17 protein-coding genes are annotated in these 18225 nt (G+C 39.9%); 12 read left to right on the top strand and 5 right to left on the bottom strand.

Annotation, left to right across the window (positions count from 1 at the left end; translation table 11 throughout):
* Nucleotides 1-66: 66 nt before the first annotated feature.
* The 6 genes from IF202_RS02645 (at nt 67) to IF202_RS02620 (ending at nt 5995) form a co-directional block, all read left to right on the top strand.
* The gene (locus IF202_RS02645) at nt 67-342 is read left to right on the top strand and encodes a cold-shock protein (RefSeq protein WP_191593316.1); all 276 of its coding nucleotides are present in this window, start codon (nt 67-69) and stop codon (nt 340-342) included.
* A gap of 143 nt (nt 343-485) precedes the next feature.
* Nucleotides 486-1214, top strand: a complete 729-nt coding sequence (locus tag IF202_RS02640; protein WP_191593315.1) for a pseudouridine synthase — start codon at nt 486-488, stop codon at nt 1212-1214.
* Nucleotides 1150-1554 (top strand): NUDIX domain-containing protein, encoded by a 405-nt coding sequence (locus IF202_RS02635; protein WP_191593314.1) that lies wholly within the window; start codon nt 1150-1152, stop codon nt 1552-1554. The genes IF202_RS02640 and IF202_RS02635 overlap by 65 nt, the downstream gene beginning before the upstream one ends.
* Before the next feature lie 100 nt (nt 1555-1654).
* The gene (gene mnmA, locus IF202_RS02630) at nt 1655-2776 is read left to right on the top strand and encodes a tRNA 2-thiouridine(34) synthase MnmA (protein WP_191593313.1); all 1122 of its coding nucleotides are present in this window, start codon (nt 1655-1657) and stop codon (nt 2774-2776) included.
* A gap of 62 nt (nt 2777-2838) precedes the next feature.
* The gene (hflD, locus tag IF202_RS02625; protein ID WP_191593312.1) at nt 2839-3468 is read left to right on the top strand and encodes a high frequency lysogenization protein HflD; all 630 of its coding nucleotides are present in this window, start codon (nt 2839-2841) and stop codon (nt 3466-3468) included.
* A 307-nt stretch (nt 3469-3775) separates the two neighbouring features.
* Complete coding sequence (locus IF202_RS02620; protein ID WP_191593311.1) at nt 3776-5995, top strand: NADP-dependent isocitrate dehydrogenase; 2220 nt, start codon at nt 3776-3778, stop codon at nt 5993-5995.
* A gap of 158 nt (nt 5996-6153) precedes the next feature.
* On the opposite strand, the gene IF202_RS02615 is transcribed toward IF202_RS02620, so the two are convergent.
* The gene (locus IF202_RS02615; RefSeq protein WP_191593310.1) at nt 6154-7755 is read right to left on the bottom strand and encodes a methyl-accepting chemotaxis protein; all 1602 of its coding nucleotides are present in this window, start codon (nt 7753-7755) and stop codon (nt 6154-6156) included.
* Nucleotides 7756-8025: 270 nt separating this feature from the next.
* On the opposite strand from IF202_RS02615, the gene purB reads away from it, so the two are divergent.
* From purB to IF202_RS02600, 3 genes are all read left to right on the top strand, one after another.
* A complete protein-coding gene (gene purB / locus IF202_RS02610) occupies nt 8026-9399 on the top strand; it encodes an adenylosuccinate lyase (protein WP_191593309.1) in 1374 nt (457 codons plus the stop codon).
* A 96-nt stretch (nt 9400-9495) separates the two neighbouring features.
* Nucleotides 9496-10704 (top strand): cupin domain-containing protein, encoded by a 1209-nt coding sequence (locus tag IF202_RS02605; protein WP_191593308.1) that lies wholly within the window; start codon nt 9496-9498, stop codon nt 10702-10704.
* Nucleotides 10705-10713: 9 nt separating this feature from the next.
* The gene (locus IF202_RS02600) at nt 10714-11130 is read left to right on the top strand and encodes a GNAT family N-acetyltransferase (RefSeq protein WP_191593307.1); all 417 of its coding nucleotides are present in this window, start codon (nt 10714-10716) and stop codon (nt 11128-11130) included.
* A 130-nt stretch (nt 11131-11260) separates the two neighbouring features.
* Here IF202_RS02600 and IF202_RS02595 read toward each other — a convergent pair whose 3' ends face one another.
* Nucleotides 11261-11881 carry an FKBP-type peptidyl-prolyl cis-trans isomerase gene (locus tag IF202_RS02595; protein ID WP_191593306.1) on the bottom strand — a complete coding sequence of 207 codons (621 nt, stop codon included), beginning with the start codon at nt 11879-11881 and terminating at the stop codon, nt 11261-11263.
* A gap of 438 nt (nt 11882-12319) precedes the next feature.
* On the opposite strand from IF202_RS02595, the gene IF202_RS17565 reads away from it, so the two are divergent.
* The 3 genes from IF202_RS17565 (at nt 12320) to IF202_RS02585 (ending at nt 14850) form a co-directional block, all read left to right on the top strand.
* Entirely contained in the window at nt 12320-12469 is a 150-nt protein-coding gene (locus IF202_RS17565) for a universal stress protein (protein ID WP_268926159.1), read from the top strand.
* 35 nt (nt 12470-12504) lie between these two features.
* On the top strand, nt 12505-12795 hold the full coding sequence (locus IF202_RS17560; RefSeq protein ID WP_268926158.1) for a universal stress protein: 291 nt from the start codon (nt 12505-12507) through the stop codon (nt 12793-12795).
* 87 nt (nt 12796-12882) lie between these two features.
* Nucleotides 12883-14850, top strand: coding sequence for a DNA topoisomerase III (locus IF202_RS02585; RefSeq protein WP_191593305.1), 1968 nt, complete (start codon nt 12883-12885; stop codon nt 14848-14850).
* A gap of 29 nt (nt 14851-14879) precedes the next feature.
* Here IF202_RS02585 and IF202_RS02580 read toward each other — a convergent pair whose 3' ends face one another.
* From IF202_RS02580 to IF202_RS02570, 3 genes are all read right to left on the bottom strand, one after another.
* Entirely contained in the window at nt 14880-15497 is a 618-nt protein-coding gene (locus tag IF202_RS02580) for a LysE family translocator (protein ID WP_191593304.1), read from the bottom strand.
* Nucleotides 15498-15568: 71 nt separating this feature from the next.
* Complete coding sequence (locus IF202_RS02575; protein WP_191593303.1) at nt 15569-16351, bottom strand: hypothetical protein; 783 nt, start codon at nt 16349-16351, stop codon at nt 15569-15571.
* 222 nt (nt 16352-16573) lie between these two features.
* Nucleotides 16574-18148 carry an inorganic phosphate transporter gene (locus IF202_RS02570; protein ID WP_191593302.1) on the bottom strand — a complete coding sequence of 525 codons (1575 nt, stop codon included), beginning with the start codon at nt 18146-18148 and terminating at the stop codon, nt 16574-16576.
* Nucleotides 18149-18225 lie beyond the last annotated feature (77 nt).

Raw genomic sequence — 18225 nt, 5'->3', positions numbered from 1 at the left:
ATATTTGATAACACGGAAAATTGAAAGTCGATGTTTACAACGATTAGAGTGAATAAGGAGTGACTCATGCATCAAGGTTCAGTGAAGTGGTTTAATAATGCAAAAGGCTATGGCTTTATTGTGTCAGAAGATTTCGGTGAAGATTTATTCATCCATTACTCAGCAATCAATATTGAAGGCTATAAAACACTGAAAGCAGGCCAGACAGTTACATTTAATACTGAACCTGGCGAAAGAGGACTACACGCAATAAATATTAACCCTATTCTTTGTGAGCAACCAGAAGCACAATCACAAAAGACCACGCCTAACGATGAAAATAAAAACCGTCAAACTGCATAGTTGATTAAGCTTATCAGCACAGGCCACATCGCTATCTAAGAGCAACTTTGCTATCTTACTCTTCATTACGAGGAGTAAGATGTTTCTTATGAAAATAAATATCACTCCATACTCTCTACATAAGCCAATCACACATAGAGCATATGTCTTCCAATTTGATTTTATTTAATAAGCCTTTTCGAGTTCTATGCCAATTCTCTGCAGAAGGAGAAAAAAGCACCCTTGCCGATTACATTGAAGCACCAGAATTCTACCCTGCAGGACGACTTGATTTTGACTCAGAAGGTTTATTGCTTTTAACGAACCAAGGCGCATTACAACACGTCATTGCTTCACCTGATTTTAAGCTACCAAAAACTTACTGGGTTCAGGTAGAAGGCAACATCACAGAGAATGCCCTAGCACAACTCAGAAAAGGCGTAGCACTAAAAGACGGATTAACTAAACCTGCTCAAGCAGAAAAGCTGAACACACCAGATATTTGGGAAAGAGTACCAGCGGTAAGACACAGAGAGAACATTCCAACTAGTTGGATATCACTGCAGATTCGTGAAGGAAAGAACCGCCAAGTACGCCGCATGACAGCGGCGGTTGGCTTTCCAACTCTAAGATTAATACGTTACGCTATTGGTCCATACACCCTAGACCATACGCCAGTGGGTCACTGGAATCATATTGAGCCAACCGATGATTTATCAAAAGAGGTAATGAGTTTTGAAGAGCAAAAAAAGAGAAAGACTGCCTCATCTAACCGTCGCGGCTCTGGTGAAAAAAGACGACCCGAATTTCAAGGAAACACAATACCTGATGGTAAAAGAGTGGCAAGACGGTCAACTCGTCCTAAACCAACCAGCAGGACACATAGAAAATAACGAAAGCGCTATTGAAGCCGTCATCCGAGAAACTCTAGAAGAGTCTGCTTGGCTTGTAAAACCGATTGGCTTACTTGGAATGTACGGCTTTACTCCTTTCAAAGGTGCAGACACCTACCATCGACTTTGTTTTTTATGCGAGCCAATAAAAGAAGTAAATCGAGAGCTTGATTCTGATATAGCATCAAGCCACTGGCTGACCTATGATGAAATTTCCACCTTGCCTCATCGTAGCCCATTAATCAAAGCCTGCATTGAAGATTCATTTCGCAACCCCATTATACCTTTATCCTTTATATCTGATCACTTTCTCTTTATCGATAGTTCACCCTATCGATAAAGAGAAAGTGATATAATAAAAGCAATTAAGTTTACCTGAGGCCTCGCCTCTTCGTTTTAACAATCTGTTTAAAAAACTGCCTTATGAGTAACTATCGGTCATGAAAGAAAGTACTGCTGCAAACAATGCAAATAGCACAAAAAAAGTCATCGTTGGAATGTCAGGTGGCGTTGATTCGTCTGTGTCGGCTCTCATTCTGATGCAGCAGGGTTATCAGGTCGAAGGTTTGTTCATGAAGAACTGGGACGAAGATGACGGCACAGAATATTGCACAGCCAAAGATGACCTTGCTGACGCCCAAGCAGTTTCAGACAAGTTGGGCATTACACTTCACACAGCTAATTTCGCTTCAGAATACTGGGACAATGTATTTGAACATTTTCTAGAAGAATACAAAGCGGGTAGAACACCAAATCCAGATATTCTGTGTAATAAAGAAATCAAATTCAAAGCCTTCTTAGAATATGCCTTAGCGCTTAGCGCAGACTATATTGCAACAGGTCATTACGTGCGTCGTGGTGAAAAAGACGGTGAACCGCTTCTTTTAAGAGGATTAGATGGTAACAAGGATCAAAGCTACTTTTTATATGCTGTTGGTAAAGACGAACTAGCTCAAACTCTCTTTCCTGTGGGCGAACTAGAAAAACCAGAAGTTCGTCGCCTCGCAGAAGAGTTCGGTCTAATTACTCACAACAAAAAAGACAGCACAGGTATTTGCTTTATTGGCGAGAGGCGCTTCAAAGATTTCTTAGAACAGTATTTACCAGCACAACCAGGTGATATTGAAACCCTTGATGGTGACAAAATCGCTCGTCATCATGGCTTAATGTACCATACGATTGGTCAACGCCAAGGTTTAGGTATTGGTGGTTTAGCGAAATATCCAGATGAACCTTGGTATGTTGTTGAAAAAGACCTAACACGGAATGTATTAGTTGTTACACAAGGCGGGCAACACGAGTCATTATTTAAAACTCATTTGATAGCAGATAACTTTGATTGGGTGGCCCGTGAGAAGCCTTCACTCCCGCTTACTTGCAAAGCCAAGTGCCGCTACCGCCAACCAGATCAAGATTGTACCATTTATGAATTAGAAGACGGACGAGTTGAAGTGTCTTTTGTTGAGCCTCAACGAGCCATCACACCAGGTCAGTCGGTTGTTTTTTATGTTGACGATGTTTGTCTGGGCGGCGGCATTATCAATATTGCTTTTAACAAATAGTTTTAGCCATACATTTTTTCTACCAATAGAAAATTAAAGACAGACATTAGAGAGCCTATAACGTGAGTAGTAGAGAAAAAGAACAAGCCATAGCCCTATCCGCTATCTTTCAAGCAGCAGAGCTAGTGTCTATTTTATCAAAAACAGGGAAAGTAGATAACGTCAACCTACAACCTATGATAGATAGCATATTAATGGTGAACGCAAATTCTACTGTCGATATATACGGTGGGCAGTGGGACTATCAAAGCAACCTATCAGCTGGAAGAGACATCGCAAAAAAAGCGCTAGGTAAAGACAGAAACAGTGTAAATCCAGATACACTAAGATATGCACTTAGCCTAGTTCACCTTGAAAACAAGCTATCCAAAACACCAGAAATGCTGTCTAGCATTGGTCCAAAAATAGCTCAGATCGAGCAAAAAAAGGCTCATTACGACAGCGTTCTACATGAAAATATGATCGCCTCTATTTCTGGTATGTACCAAGATACATTGAGTACTTTACCGTTTCGCATTCAAGTCCGTGGTGACAGTCGTTTTTTACAGCAGCCACAAATTGCCAATCAAGTTCGAGCTATTCTCATGTCAGGTATTCGCGCGGCGATGTTATGGCGACAACTAGGCGGTAAACGCTGGCATTTGATTTTTAAACGCAAAGCACTATTGGCAGCATTAGAATCACGAGATTAATTGAAGTGAAAGGCCTTACGGCCTTTTTTATTACTTATCAGAAGGTGATTTTCAAATCAAAATAAACAAGAACCATAACAACAAATCACACGAGAATAACTCAAATCAATTTTCAGTATATCTCGGAGCCGATATCTCTATCTGGCTTTTTTAGGTAGTATATTGTTCAATATTTTTAACCTGTTCAACAGTTTTCTGTCTAGTCTATTTAAATAGAAAACAGAGGCTTAAATAGGAAACAACGACTAAGAGTAATCTTAGATTCAATAGGCTAATTATAAATAGTCTAAAACGTAAGGGGAATTACATGTCAAAACAAACCATTTACTACACGTTGACCGATGAAGCACCTGCACTAGCGACGTCATCTTTACTTCCTATTTTTGGCGCTTTCGCAAAAGAAGCGGATATCGAACTAAAACTGACCGATATATCTCTTGCCAGCCGTGTTATTTCTTCTTTTTCTGACCTTCTACCTGCTAACCAACAAGCTGAAGATGGCTTAAAATTCTTAGGCGATCTAACCGCTTCTCCTGAAGCAAACATTGTAAAACTGCCTAACATTAGTGCGTCTTTGCCACAATTAAATGCGGTAATCAAAGAACTTAAAGCTCAAGGCTACGATCTTCCTGACTACCCAGAGAATGCACAAACTGACGCTGAAAAAGACATTTTAGCCCGCTACTCTAAAGTATTGGGTAGTGCAGTAAACCCTGTTCTACGTCAAGGTAACTCTGACCGTCGCGCACCTGCTGCAGTAAAAGGCTTCGCTCGTAAAAACCCACATTCAATGGGTAAATGGAAAAAGACCTCTGTTTCACACGCCGACTACATGCGTGATGGCGACTTCTACTCTTCAGAGCAGTCTGTCACTATGGGCGCAGCTCAAACCGTTAATATTGAATTTGTTAAAAAAGACGGTTCCGTTGAATTGAAAAAATCCCTTCCTCTTTTAAAAGGCGAAATCTTAGACAGCATGAACATCAGCTGCGCTAAACTTCGTGCATTCTTCGAAGCGACGCTACAAGAAGCGAAAGAAGACAACATCATGTGGTCTGTGCACTTAAAAGCAACCATGATGAAAGTCTCTCACCCAATCGTATTTGGCCATGCAGTAACGGTTTTTTACAAAGACGTATTTGCGAAATATGGAGAGTTGTTTAAAGAAATCGGTGTTAACCCAAACAACGGTTTAGGCAGCGTATACGATAAAATCAAAACGCTTCCAGAAGCAAAACAAGCAGAAATCAAACAAGCCATTGAAGACGTTTATAACACTCGCCCAGAATTGGCGATGGTTGACTCAGACAAAGGCATTACTAACCTACACGTACCAAGTGACGTCATAGTTGATGCCTCTATGCCTGCAATGATACGTGGCTCTGGTAAAATGTGGGGCCGTGATGGTAAAGCACATGACGCTAAAGCCGTTATCCCAGATAGCACTTATGCACGTATTTACCAAGAAACAATCAACTTCTGTAAAACCAATGGCGCTTTTGATCCAGTAACAATGGGTACGGTTCCAAACGTTGGTTTGATGGCGCAAAAAGCAGAAGAATACGGTTCTCATGACAAAACATTTGAAATCGCTGAAGCGGGTACTATGCGCATCCTAGATGCTCAAGGTAACGTTCTAATGCAGCACGCTGTAGAAAAAGGCGATATCTGGCGCGCATGCCAAACAAAAGATGCTCCAATTCGCGACTGGGTAAAACTAGGTGTTACTCGTGCTCGTCAATCTGACACTCCAGCTATATTCTGGCTAGAAGAAGAACGCGCACATGATAATGAGCTTCGCAAAAAAGTAACAACTTACCTAAAAGATCATGACACTAGCGGCCTAGACATTCGACTTATGACTTACAACGAAGCGATCCGTTTCTCTATGGAACGCATCATTCGTGGCGAAGATACTATTTCAGTAACAGGTAACATTCTTCGTGATTACCTAACTGACTTATTCCCAATCTTGGAGCTAGGTACTTCTGCAAAAATGCTATCTATCGTACCAATGCTAGAAGGCGGTGGCATGTATGAAACTGGCGCTGGCGGTTCTGCTCCTAAGCACGTTCAACAGCTAATGGAAGAAAACCACCTTCGTTGGGATTCTCTTGGTGAGTTCTTGGCTGTGGCCGTTTCTTTTGAAGAACTTGGCATTAAGCACAACAACGAGAAAGCAAAAATTCTTGCTAAGTGCCTAGATAAAGCAACAGGTAAACTTCTAGATACCAACAAATCTCCTTCTCGTAAAGCAGGCGAACTAGATAACCGTGGTAGCCATTTCTACCTAGCAATGTACTGGTCTCAAGAATTGGCAGCACAAACAGAAAACGCTGAATTAGCGGCTAAGTTTGCGCCATTGGCTAAAGTACTCGCGGCGAAAGAAGACACTATCGTTGCTGAACTTGCAGCAGTCCAAGGCAAGCCTGCTAATCTATCTGGTTACTATAATATTGACCTTGATGCGGTAGAAAAAGTAATGCGTCCAAGTGCTACTTTCAACCAAGCATTGGCAACTCTTTAATTTACTAAAGCATAGAAAAGCCAAATAAAAAGCCCGAGCAACATTATTGTTGCTCGGGCTTTTTCGTTTTATAGAAGTCGTTTATTTCTTATCTCTTAATTAAAATAATCATGAGTAAAAGCAAGGCGAAGCATACTCTCTTTGCTTCGCCTTGCTTTCTAAACTTTAAAACTAGATATTAAACCAGACAAAGCATTTGATTGAGTCAGTACTTGTTCAGCTGCTGAATTTGATTGCTCAGCATTATCGCTTGTTAATTCCGCTTCATCTCGGATAGAGCGAATACGTGCATCAATATTTTCTGATGCCGCAGATTGTTGCTCCATTGATGAGGCTATCTCAATCGCCATAGCAGAAATATTCCCCATAGAAGAGGTAATCTTATGCAATGCTTCTCTTGCTTGCTTGGACTGAGTAACACTTTGTTCTGCTTGCTGCTTACTCACTTCCATCACTTGAACCGCATCATGAGAACCTGTTTGTAACTGGGTAATCATGTGCTGAATTTGCTCTGTGGATTCTTGAGTTCTCTGTGCAAGTGTTCTTACTTCATCTGCAACGACCGCAAAACCGCGACCCTGCTCACCAGCTCTTGCCGCTTCAATTGCTGCATTTAATGCAAGCAAATTAGTTTGATCAGCAATGCCTCGAATCACATCAAGAATACTACCAACGTCTGACGTATCCTTTTCAAGTGCTAACAGAACGTTAGATGCCTTTTCAACACCTTTTGCCAACTCTTCAATAGAGGCCACACTTGTTTGTACAACCGCTTCAACATCCTTTGCAATATCATCAGATTCTTTTGCCGCTTTCGCCGCTGCATCGGCACTATCGGCAACATGGCGAACGGTAGTTTGCATATCAGCAACAACATTAGCAATGCCAGAAGTTTCTTGCTGTAAGCTGGCCATACCCGTACGTGTTTTATGTGATGCTATAATCATCTGTTCACCAGCAACAGACAACTGTATTGATTGACCTTTTTGGCTGATCATAAGCTCTTGAATACCTTTAATGAAAACATTAAAGCTAGAGGCGACAGAGGAAAGCTCATCTTTACCTTTTTCATCAAGGCGAACAGTCAAATCACGCTCACCTACAGAAATATTATGAAGGGAAGCCTCGAGTAAATGGAGACTAGGTAAAATACGACGACGTAAAATAACAATAACACCAACAATCACAACACCAGATATTAAGCTACTGATCAAAGATAAAAACTCAGCATCTTGGATCGCTTCAATAGAGACACTTGCACTGCTATTAAGACTTTCAGATAATTCATTCGCAATTTTTTCCAGTGAATCAGCCAACAAAGTCGACTCATCATCCAAACCGCCAGGGCCTTTCATTAGATTATTACCAGCTTCTGTTCCTTCATTAATATATGCGGTTGCCATCACCCGACCTGAATCATATACTTTTTTAAGTTGCAACTTTAAGCCATCAACTTTTTTATTGTATTCTGGTAGAATTTGAGACAATTCGTTGAGGCTGTTCACCGCTCCTTCTAAACTTTCGTCGGCTTCTGGCAAAGCATCATCGCCTCGTGTTGCCCCCATATCAGTCAAAAATTGTTGTACTTGAACAACATAATATCGAGCGTCTTTTATTGCTGAAACAGCGTCTGATAAAACAACTTCATGGCGAATTAATTCTTCATTACGCTTTAAGCTACTTTGCGTAATAAAATACAGTGTAGACAACGCGATAAGTACAATAACAATTGCCAAGTTTATGATGCGACTAATTTTCATACGAAATACTTTTCCTAAAAAACACTAATTGAGAGACATTTAATAATTACACATTGCCGCATAATACAATCCAGTAAGAAATAAAACTGTGGGTATTTACAAAAAGATACCGAGTCTTCTTTAGAAATTGATTCATATCAATAAAAACGTCAAAAAATGACAAAATAAACTTCGTCGAACAGACTCAAATTCTCAGACTGTCATAGCAGTAACCACCTCTTTTGCCTATAATAGCGACTCCCTGAAAACCATGTTCGAGGCGTTATCTCAATGGAATTAACTAGCTTAAATGCAATTTCCCCTATCGACGGTCGTTACGGATCGAAAACAAACGTATTGCGTCGCTCAGTAAGCGAGTACGGTTTGCTACGTATGCGAGTCATAGTTGAAGTTCGCTGGCTACAGGCTCTTGCCAGTCACCCACAAATTATTGAAGTTCCTGCGCTTAGCGCGCAAGCCAGTACATTCTTAGATCAGTTGGCAGATAACTTCAGTGAAGCCGATGCTCAAGCCATTAAAGACATTGAGAAAACCACAAATCACGATGTCAAAGCGGTTGAATACTTTATTAAAAACAAGATGGCAGACAATGCGGAACTCGCCTCTGTTTCTGAGTTTGTTCATTTTGCATGTACCTCTGAAGACATTAACAACTTGTCTCACGCATTAATGCTTCGTGAAGCACTGGAAGAAGGCATTACTCCAGAGCTAAACAACATCATTACAGCGATTCAAGACTTAGCCATTGAACACGCTGAGCAGCCAATGTTATCTCGTACTCATGGCCAAACAGCATCACCTTCGACTGTTGGTAAAGAAATGGCGAACGTTGCTGCACGCCTTAGCCGTCAGCTTAAGCAAATCCAAAGCGTTGAGTTTTTAGGCAAAATCAATGGCGCTGTTGGTAACTACAATGCTCACCTTTCTGCTTATCCAGATGTGGATTGGCAAGCCCACGCTGAATCATTTGTAACGTCTCTGGGCTTGACTTGGAATCCTTACACCACACAAATCGAGCCACACGATTACATCGCTGAATTGTTCGACGCTATTTGTCGCTTCAATACAATATTGCTTGATTTTGACCGTGATGTTTGGGGCTATATTTCCATGGGTTTCTTCAAGCAAAAAACCATTGCTGGCGAAATTGGTTCTTCTACAATGCCACACAAAGTAAACCCAATTGACTTCGAAAACTCTGAAGGCAACTTGGGCATTGCGAATGCCATTATGGGTCACTTAAGTGCTAAGTTACCAATTTCTCGCTGGCAGCGTGATTTAACAGACTCTACTGTATTACGTAACCTAGGCGTTGGTTTAGCGCACAGCTTAATTGCTTACCAGTCAACACTAAAAGGCATCAGCAAGCTGGAGATCAACGCTCCTCGCCTAGACACTGACTTGGATGCAGCATGGGAAGTATTAGCTGAACCAATTCAAACAGTGATGCGTCGTTACGGCATTGAATCTCCATACGAAAAACTTAAAGAGTTAACTCGTGGCCGTACAATCGACCAAGCAACAATTGAAGCCTTTGTTGAGACGCTAGAAATGCCTGAAAAAGCAAAAGCAGAACTAAAAGCATTAACACCAGGTACGTACATTGGTAATGCTGTTGCTCAAGCGAAAGCCATTCGTAACTAAGCTCTACGTTTCTAAGCAATGAAAAAGAGTCGATTTATCGGCTCTTTTTTGTCTTTGCATTCCAAACTGACTCTTTATAATTTTCACGAGAAATCTATGACAGACCTAAATACGCCGTTAACCATTCTAGGAGGAATGACAGCACAAACATTTTTGGATGAATATTGGCAAAAAAAGCCACTCCTTATTCGTGCTGGTATGATAGATTTTGAAGTGCCATTGGAAGCCGATGAACTTGCAGGCATGGCAATGGAAGAAGAGGTTGAATCTCGAATTGTTATTGAAAATGGCAAGACACCTTGGGAAACCTTTCAAGGCCCTTTTGATGAAGACACGTTTGCATCTTTACCAGAAAAAGAATGGACACTATTAGTCCAGGCTGTTGACCATTGGGTTCCTGAAGTTCAGACTCTAAAAGAACAATTTCAATTCTTACCAAGCTGGCGATTAGATGACGTGATGATCAGCTACGCAACCGAAGGCGGTAGTGTTGGCCCACACTATGACCAATACGACGTTTTCTTAATCCAAGTTGCAGGCAAGCGCCGCTGGCAAGTACTGTCACCTGACGAATATTCAGATTCGTCTATTCCAAACATACCTTTGCATATTTTGGACAATTTCCCAGTAAATTCTGACATGGACTGGGAACTGGAATCTGGTGATATTTTATACCTACCACCTAATTTTGCTCATAACGGACGGGCAATGGATAGCGAATGCATGACTTATTCCGTTGGCTTTAGAGCGCCTAGCATGCAAGACGCATTAACAGGTATTCGCGATAAATTCTGTGAAGAAATTAATGCAAAAGATCGCTTTGCTGCACCAGAAACAGGTAAACGTAAAAACAGTGCTGAGATTCACTCAGACGACATTACTTACCTACAAGCCCAACTGATGCGCTTAATTGGCCAGCCAGATCTATTAGCTCATTGGCTAGGTGAGACGATGAGTGAAAGCAAATATCCTGAGTACCTTGTACCTTTGAATGCAAAAGAACTAGAAGATGCTTTTCAAAATGCGATAAAAGGACAAACATTTATTCGTCCTGGTGATGCTCGAATTTGCTACTACCTATCCACTAATAAAAACAATATAAGCGTTTTCTGTAACGGCGAACGTTTAGATATAAGTTCAGAATTAGCCGATTTTGTTCAGGCAATTACCGATCAAATTGAATTTGACTTCTCTGGATTAGATTTAAGCCAAAACAGTGATTTAGAGCCTCTTGTACGATTTTTTATTCGTCAACAAGGCCTTATTGAGCTCTTAGTTTCTGAAGTCAGCACACAAGAAGGATAGAGGAAAAAAATGAAGGTACTAACATCAGACTGGAACAGCAGTAAAGACCAACTCACCTTTGTTCGCAGACAAGTCTTCATTATTGAGCAAGGCATAGATGCAAAGGACGAATGGGATGAGCGTGATGAAGAGGCAGTTCACTTTGTTTCTTTTGGCACTACAGCTGTTCCTACAGGAACATGTCGATTGACCGAAGAAGGTCAATTGGGACGTTTAGCAGTATTACCCGCTTACCGTCATCAAGGCTACGGAGTAATGTTATTGAATAGAGCCGTCAAAGTCGCTCGTGAAATGGGAATTCGAAAAGTTTTTTTAAATGCTCAAATTGATGTACAAACTTTTTATGAAAAACAAAACTTTCATTCCGACGGTAAAGTATTTCTAGAATCAGGAAAAATGCACATCCGTATGGAAAGAGATATTTAGTATCTCTTACAATGAGTAACTTTACTCATAAAAAAAGCGAGGTCCCAATTAAAGGAAACCTCGCTTTTTTGCTTTTACAATACAGTCACTTTATTAATAGATATAAAATGACTCATTATAAACATCGTCATTAAACGATAGCGATTAACTCGACATCAAACTGTAAAACAGCGAAAGGAGGAATCGCAGCGCCAGCACCACTCGCACCGTAAGCCAATTCAGCAGGAATTGTTAGGCGGTATTTTGCACCCTCTTTCATCAACTGAAGACCTTCAGTCCAACCAGCAATAACGCCAGTTAGAGGAAATTCAATTGGCTCGCCTCGAGCAATTGAACTGTCAAATACTTGACCATCAATTAGGCGACCTTCGTAATGAACACGAACGGTTGCATCACCGGTTGGTACTGCACCAGTACCTTCTTCAAGTACTTCGTATTGCAAACCACTTTCAGTAACCTGAATACCCGCTTTTGCTTTATTTTCAGCAAGAAAGTCTTCACCAGCTTTTACTGTGCCTTCTGAAGCTTCACGAGTTTTTTCTTCCATTTTAGCTTGTAGCTCAGCGAAAGCCGCTTCTAGCTCTTCACCAGGAACACGCATTTCTGCTTCATTTAAAGAATCTTCAATCGCTGCAAAAAGATGCGCTAGAGATAATTCCCCAAGATCACTACCACGTAGCTGATCACCAATTTGACGGCCTATGCCGTATGCGATTTTTGCTTCATTAGAGTCGAACGACAGTTCTGACATGTTTACACTCACTTATTCATTACATATAAAATTGAAGATGAATTGTAACATAGCAAGAATCTCATGGGATATTCAGCACCCCAAATCTTCTTAATCAAATTTTATTTATTAAACCGATAGATTTTATAAATGATATCCATTATCATTTATAATGTTAATTGAATGAAGGAACTCATCATGAAAACAAAAAAATTTATTTCACCAACAATAAATACAAATAACAGTAAAAAAAGTCCTGATTATTGGGGGGTACTGTTCATTAGCTTTATTTTCCTATCGACTATCAGTTGCTTCTTATTCGCCAACCATACGGATCGATCACATCTAAATAGTGTATCCAGTTCAGCTCATGTAATAAGCTCAACAATCACTGATATAGATCAGCAAAGGAAAAGTTAAGAAGACTAAACTGTAGGTACATAAAAAGAGGATCTTGCCATGTTACCTAAAATCAAAACTATTCTTTATGCCTGCGATCTAGAAAGCCAAACTCAAGCAGCCCTTGAACTTGTCTTAAATTTAGCTAACACTCACCAAGCCAAAGTTATACTTATGCATGCGATTGAGCCACTCAAGCCTCTAGTATGATCAGCACTTATATAACAAACGAGGTTTTGGCGTCTATGAATAAGGACGCTAAAAAAGAAGTTCGAGCTCGCATGGATAAAGTTTTGTCTGAACTAATGGAAAAACACGCTGAAGAACTCTCTACTTTAGAAACACCACCTGAAACACTTATTACAAATGGTTTTCCAACTGATTTAATCCAGAGTGTCGCAGAAGAAAAAAATGCGGACCTAATAGTAATGAATAGTCGAACTCACAGCAGATTAGGACAAATGATTATAGGCTCTACTGCCAACCGTGTGATACATAATAGCCGTGTGCCTGTTCTCGTCGTACCGATAAAGTAAGTCTCATTCTACGAATACCATAAGACTCTAGCCACATATACTTTTGTTATATACAATTACTGTATATATAACCAGTAAAGTGTATCTATGATTCTTTATATTGCAGAAAAACCCAGTCTTGCTCGCGCCATTGCTGCCGCCCTTCCTTCCCCCCAAAGAAAGGAAGACGGCTGCATTTGGCTACCTAATGGCGATTGTGTTAGCTGGTGTATCGGGCATTTATTAGAACAAGCTGAACCTCATCAATATAATCCTGCATTTAAATCATGGAACTTTGATCACTTACCAATTATTCCAACGGACTGGCAATGGCAAGAAAAAACCAATACAAAAAAACAGCTTAGCATCTTAAAGAAACTCATCAAAAAAGCCACACACCTTGTCCATGCTGGAGACCCAGATAGAGAAGGTCAGTTATTAGTAGACGAAGTACTACATTATGTTAAGACAGCGTCTGGAAAACTGAAAACAACACAACGCTTATTAATTAATGACTTAACTCCTGCGGCGGTAAAAAAAGCTTTAAATCACTTACAACCAAACAGCGACTTCGCTGCTCTTTCACGCTCTGCTTTAGCTAGAGCACGAGCTGACTGGTTATTTGGTTTAAACCTTACTCGTGCTTATACCATTAGAGGTCGTCAAGCTGGCTATCAAGGGGTTCTTTCAATTGGCCGAGTACAAACACCGGTATTAGGACTAGTCGCAGCCAGAGATAAAGAACGAGAACAATTCACACCAAAGGATTACTTTCAAGTTTGGGCGCAATTAGAAACGGAAGATGCTACAAAATTTCAGGCTAAGTGGATTCCAAGTGATGCCTGTAAACCCCATATGGATGAAGAAAAACGAATACTCAATCGGGCACTTGCGATTAATGTTGCAAATAGAATTACTCAGAAAACAGCGAAAATTATCGAAGCAAATTACAAACAAAAAAAACAAGCACCGCCCTTACCTTATAATTTATCTAGCCTACAGATTGATGCGGCAAGAGCTTTCTCAATGTCTGCCCAGCAAGTATTAGATACTTGCCAAACACTATACGAACGCCATCAGATGATCACTTATCCTAGGTCAGATTGCCGTTATTTACCTCGACTTCAACACAAAGATGCCAGCAGTATTATTAATGCTTTGAGTAAAAGTACCCCAGAACTTATCAAAGGGGCTGAAAATGCAAACACATCAATACTAAGTAAAGCATGGAATGACAAACAAGTAACCGCTCACCATGCGATCATACCAACCACTCAAGCGTATAAAGCCGCCTCTCTTGGTAAAATGGAATCTCAGGTTTTTGGGCTTATCGCTCGTCAATATTTAATGCAGTTCTACTCTGATTACGATTTTCTCGCTTCTTATATCAAGCTTGATATCGCGGGAGGGCAATTTGAAGCAAAGGGAAATACACCCGTTTCCCTTGGTTGGCAGTCTCTCCTTCCCAATAAAAAAAATACAAGTAAAGAAAAATCAAATAATGAAGAAGAACAAAGTGAGTTACCAAAATTAAAAATAGGTGATTCAGTGTGGTGTCATCAAGGCATTATTCACGATAAAACAACCTCAGCACCAGCTGCTTTTACCGATGCGACACTTTTAGCTGCCATGACAGGCATAAGTCGCTTTGTTACTAACAAAGACATTAAAGCAATTTTGAAAGATACAGATGGATTAGGAACGGATGCCACCAGAGCGAGTATTATTGAGCTGCTATTTAGGCGTGGTTTTTTAATTCGAGAAGGGAAACAGATTCATGCTAGCGTAACAGGAAGAGCCTTTGTTGATTGTTTACCTAGTCAATTAGTAACACCAGATATGACTGCCCAATGGGAATCCACATTGAATGCTATGAGTCTTGGTAACAGCAGTTATCAGAATTTTATGATGGACTTAGAAGGTAATCTTATTCAGTTATTAGAAACATCAAAAAATATCTCTTCTACTGCATTACAACACTTGCCAGAACCAAGTAAAAAAACTTATCCAAAACGATCTAGCGGGAAAAAGAAAGCACCAAGAAAAACAGCATTAAGAAAAAATACGACCAAATAAAACACCTCTTCATGGGCCCTTGCTATCCGCTAACCAATTGCCAACCAGAATCCAACGCCTATCATCAGAGAACCAGCAATACGATTCATAATGCGAACATTACCACTTTTCATAAGAAGGGACTTGAGTGTCTTACCACCTGTGGCATAAATAACTAAACAGGTAAATTCTAACGTAAGGATAATTGAAATCAATACAACCAGTTGAGCAGCTAAAGGATTCTCTGCATCAAGAAAAGGAGGTAATAAGGCAACAAAAAAAGCCCAGCCTTTAGGGTTTGCAATTGCCGTTATGAAGCCTTGAGAAATTAAATCAATTTGAGAAGCTGGCTTACCACTTTCATCTGTTTTAATCGCCATTTTTCCCTTAGATAGCCACATTTGAATACCAATAAACGCAAGATAAGCACCTCCTAGGTATTTTAAAACCATAAATACACTAGGATAATTTAGTAACAAAGCTGCAACGCCAATGGCCGATAATGTCGCCACCATTGCAACACCAACAAGCTCTCCTAACATCATCCAGAGAGCTCGCTTCACACCAATAGTCATTCCTAATGTCATGGCTAATGTCATACACATACCAGGTGTAATCGAAACAAAAAAGAAAGTAGGTATAAAGGCAGAAAGTAAGGCCAGATTCACAAGAAATCCTTATCAAAAATAAAATAGGGAATTAAGAAATAGAAATACCATACGAAAAAAGCATATCTTGGTTAGAAGCGTTTTTTCTCTTTGAAAGAAGAATCTTCAATAAACTTACTCCATTCGTCATCTAACCCTTCTTCCTCTTCTGTATTGGCGAGTTTATCGCTCTCCTCTTCTGCTTTTTGCAAAGCTAAGTCATCTTCAATTTCTTTAAGTAAGTCTTTGTATTTAACAATAACCGGTTGAGCTTCAGGCGTATCTTTGATCGGTGTCAGTTGAGAAATAGCTTCTTTATACATCTCAATAGCCGTATCCAATAAACCACTCAAAAATGCTTTACGAGCGAGATACCCATGGTAATCAGCATTAATTTTATAATGAAAAAAATCAAGCAATTTACTATAACGATGAACAATATCCGAATCGAGTAACTTTTCACGTTGGGATGAAATTAAGAATAATTTGAAAGATTCAAATAAGCGTTTTACTTCAAGAATAAGGACTTCATCATTCATTGGTTTCGCACGTCTTTTTTGCTTACTTTTTTGAAACTCAGCCATTTCTTCTGCTAAATGATTACGCCTACGAGTAATTGTCGGGTCAGGCTGTAATTCTGATAGTTGGTCGTATAAAGAAATCATCAAGGAAAACAACCATAATCGCATATCTTTAGGTTGATACTGAGGAGGCATTTCATCGAGATACCGACGTACTTGACGTAGTTTATTATTAAACGTAGAAATTTTGCGTAGCCTTGCTAATCGTGCTTGCTCTTTAAGCTGCAACACAATCGCAAAGGTGATGAATCCACCTATAACAAGCAAAAGTACAGTAATGGTTACAGCAGTCATTAGATACGCAATTTACCCTAGTTATATTTAAAACTGAGCGATTCAGTTTAGCTTTTAAAAGATAATACAATAGTATACAGCCATTTACTGCATTTGATATTCGCAGCTATATTATTAGAACAACATACAACTCAAACTATTTATATAACATAGTCCTAAAAACTGAAATAGAAAAAGACCAGAAAGCTGGTCTTTTTCTATTCATTTTTTAAAACTATTAGCTTAACGAGCGACAGAAAAACCAAGTAGCATGTAAAAAATCATTGCTGATAGTAAAGCAGAAGCAGGTACAGTAATCACCCATGCAGCCGCAATACGCAATAAAGCAGAGCGTTTCACTAACTCTTTTTTAGTCGCTTTTTTCAAGCCTTTTCGTTCCGAAGACGAAATAGGTGAAGAAGATTGAGACGCTTTCAGCTCTTTAAGAATTGCACGTTTTTCGTCAACATCGGCCACTTTAAAACGCTTAACAAAGTCTTGAATCTGCATGCCATCAAGGCCTGTGGATTCAGAATGAGAGATAAGCGCAGTCAATTTTTTCTCATAAGACTGCTTCAAATATTCACGTAAGAAGCCAACACCAAAGATACCGCCTACTGCAATATGAGTAGAACTTACTGGCAAACCAAGCTGAGAAGCAACAATAACTGTGATCGCGGCGGCCATAGCGACACAAAATGCTCGTGTCTTATCTAATTCAGTGATTTCAGAACCGACTGTTTTAATCAGTTTAGGCCCAAACAACGCAAGACCAACAGCAATACCTGCACCACCGATAAGCATAATCCAGATAGGAATAGATGCTTTACCAGATACAGTCCCAGTCATTAAAGCATCGTTAATAGCAGCTAAAGGCCCTATCGCATTGGCTACATCATTTGCACCATGAGCAAAACTTAATAACGCAGCAGAAACAATAAGAGGAATAGTAAACAAGCTATTGACTGCATCCTTATCATTTTTCAATGCCGAAGCTGCTTTATCAACTATAGGACGGACAATAAAATAAACTGTCAAAGCAATAGCAAAAGCAAACATCCCAGCGGTTACAAAATCCAACTTCCAAACTTTCTTCAAGCCTTTAAGAATAAGGTAAGTAGAAAATGCCCAAACCATTAGTCCAACTAAAATAGGCACAACTTTCTTCGCCGCTTCAATCATATCGCTTTTATAGGTAATTGAACGCTTGATGTACATTAGAAAGAAAGCCGCAATCACACCACCTAAAACAGGTGAAATAACCCAACTTGCAACGATCGCTATCAATTTATCCCAATTTGCAATATCCCAACCACCAGCAGCAATACCGGCACCTAATACGCCACCTACAATAGAGTGTGTTGTAGAAACTGGCGCACCAAGATACGTAGCTAAATTCAACCAGATAGCACCGGCTAATAAAGCCGCCATCATTACCCAAATGAAAGTAGCAGAATCACCAATAGAATTAGGGTTAATAATGCCATTTTTAATCGTTCCTACAACTGAACCACCAGCAATTAATGCACCAGCGGCTTCAAATATAGCAGCAATTAAAATCGCTCCAGTCATACTCAAGGCTTTAGAGCCTACGGCTGGGCCAACATTATTAGCAACATCATTGGCACCAATATTGACAGCCATATAAGCCCCAATAGCAGCGGCAATGGCTAAAATTGATAAGTTTGAAGCTCCAAGTCCATTAACAGAGGCATAAAAACCAGCGGCCAATACAAATGCTAAGGCAATAAGTACACGTATAAACTCATGACCACCTAATAAAGTGGATTCTTCTTTCGGGGTATTTGTAAGATCCATATGGGCTCTTCTTTCTATAAATTAATCTATGCTAAACCATTGTTTATAAATAATGTTATGAAACAATGATCTACCTA

It is taken from the genome of Marinomonas colpomeniae, from assembly GCF_014803385.1.
GTDB lineage: Bacteria > Pseudomonadota > Gammaproteobacteria > Pseudomonadales > Marinomonadaceae > Marinomonas > Marinomonas colpomeniae.
Note: the sequence above shows the minus strand (reverse complement) of the source record. Positions and strands in the feature narration are given on the sequence as shown.

What these genes read in the sequence shown, in the direction of transcription:
- IF202_RS02645 (WP_191593316.1), top strand. Translation starts at nt 67, where the DNA reads ATGCATCAAGGTTCAGTGAAGTGGTTTAATAATGCAAAAGGCTATGGC.
- IF202_RS02640 (WP_191593315.1), top strand. Translation starts at nt 486, where the DNA reads ATGTCTTCCAATTTGATTTTATTTAATAAGCCTTTTCGAGTTCTATGC.
- IF202_RS02635 (WP_191593314.1), top strand. Translation starts at nt 1,150, where the DNA reads ATGGTAAAAGAGTGGCAAGACGGTCAACTCGTCCTAAACCAACCAGCA.
- mnmA (WP_191593313.1), top strand. Translation starts at nt 1,655, where the DNA reads ATGAAAGAAAGTACTGCTGCAAACAATGCAAATAGCACAAAAAAAGTC.
- IF202_RS02620 (WP_191593311.1), top strand. Translation starts at nt 3,776, where the DNA reads ATGTCAAAACAAACCATTTACTACACGTTGACCGATGAAGCACCTGCA.
- IF202_RS02615 (WP_191593310.1), bottom strand. Translation starts at nt 7,755, where the DNA reads ATGAAAATTAGTCGCATCATAAACTTGGCAATTGTTATTGTACTTATC.
- purB (WP_191593309.1), top strand. Translation starts at nt 8,026, where the DNA reads ATGGAATTAACTAGCTTAAATGCAATTTCCCCTATCGACGGTCGTTAC.
- IF202_RS02605 (WP_191593308.1), top strand. Translation starts at nt 9,496, where the DNA reads ATGACAGACCTAAATACGCCGTTAACCATTCTAGGAGGAATGACAGCA.
- IF202_RS02600 (WP_191593307.1), top strand. Translation starts at nt 10,714, where the DNA reads ATGAAGGTACTAACATCAGACTGGAACAGCAGTAAAGACCAACTCACC.
- IF202_RS02595 (WP_191593306.1), bottom strand. Translation starts at nt 11,881, where the DNA reads ATGTCAGAACTGTCGTTCGACTCTAATGAAGCAAAAATCGCATACGGC.
- IF202_RS17565 (WP_268926159.1), top strand. Translation starts at nt 12,320, where the DNA reads ATGTTACCTAAAATCAAAACTATTCTTTATGCCTGCGATCTAGAAAGC.
- IF202_RS17560 (WP_268926158.1), top strand. Translation starts at nt 12,505, where the DNA reads ATGAATAAGGACGCTAAAAAAGAAGTTCGAGCTCGCATGGATAAAGTT.
- IF202_RS02585 (WP_191593305.1), top strand. Translation starts at nt 12,883, where the DNA reads ATGATTCTTTATATTGCAGAAAAACCCAGTCTTGCTCGCGCCATTGCT.
- IF202_RS02575 (WP_191593303.1), bottom strand. Translation starts at nt 16,351, where the DNA reads ATGACTGCTGTAACCATTACTGTACTTTTGCTTGTTATAGGTGGATTC.
- IF202_RS02570 (WP_191593302.1), bottom strand. Translation starts at nt 18,148, where the DNA reads ATGGATCTTACAAATACCCCGAAAGAAGAATCCACTTTATTAGGTGGT.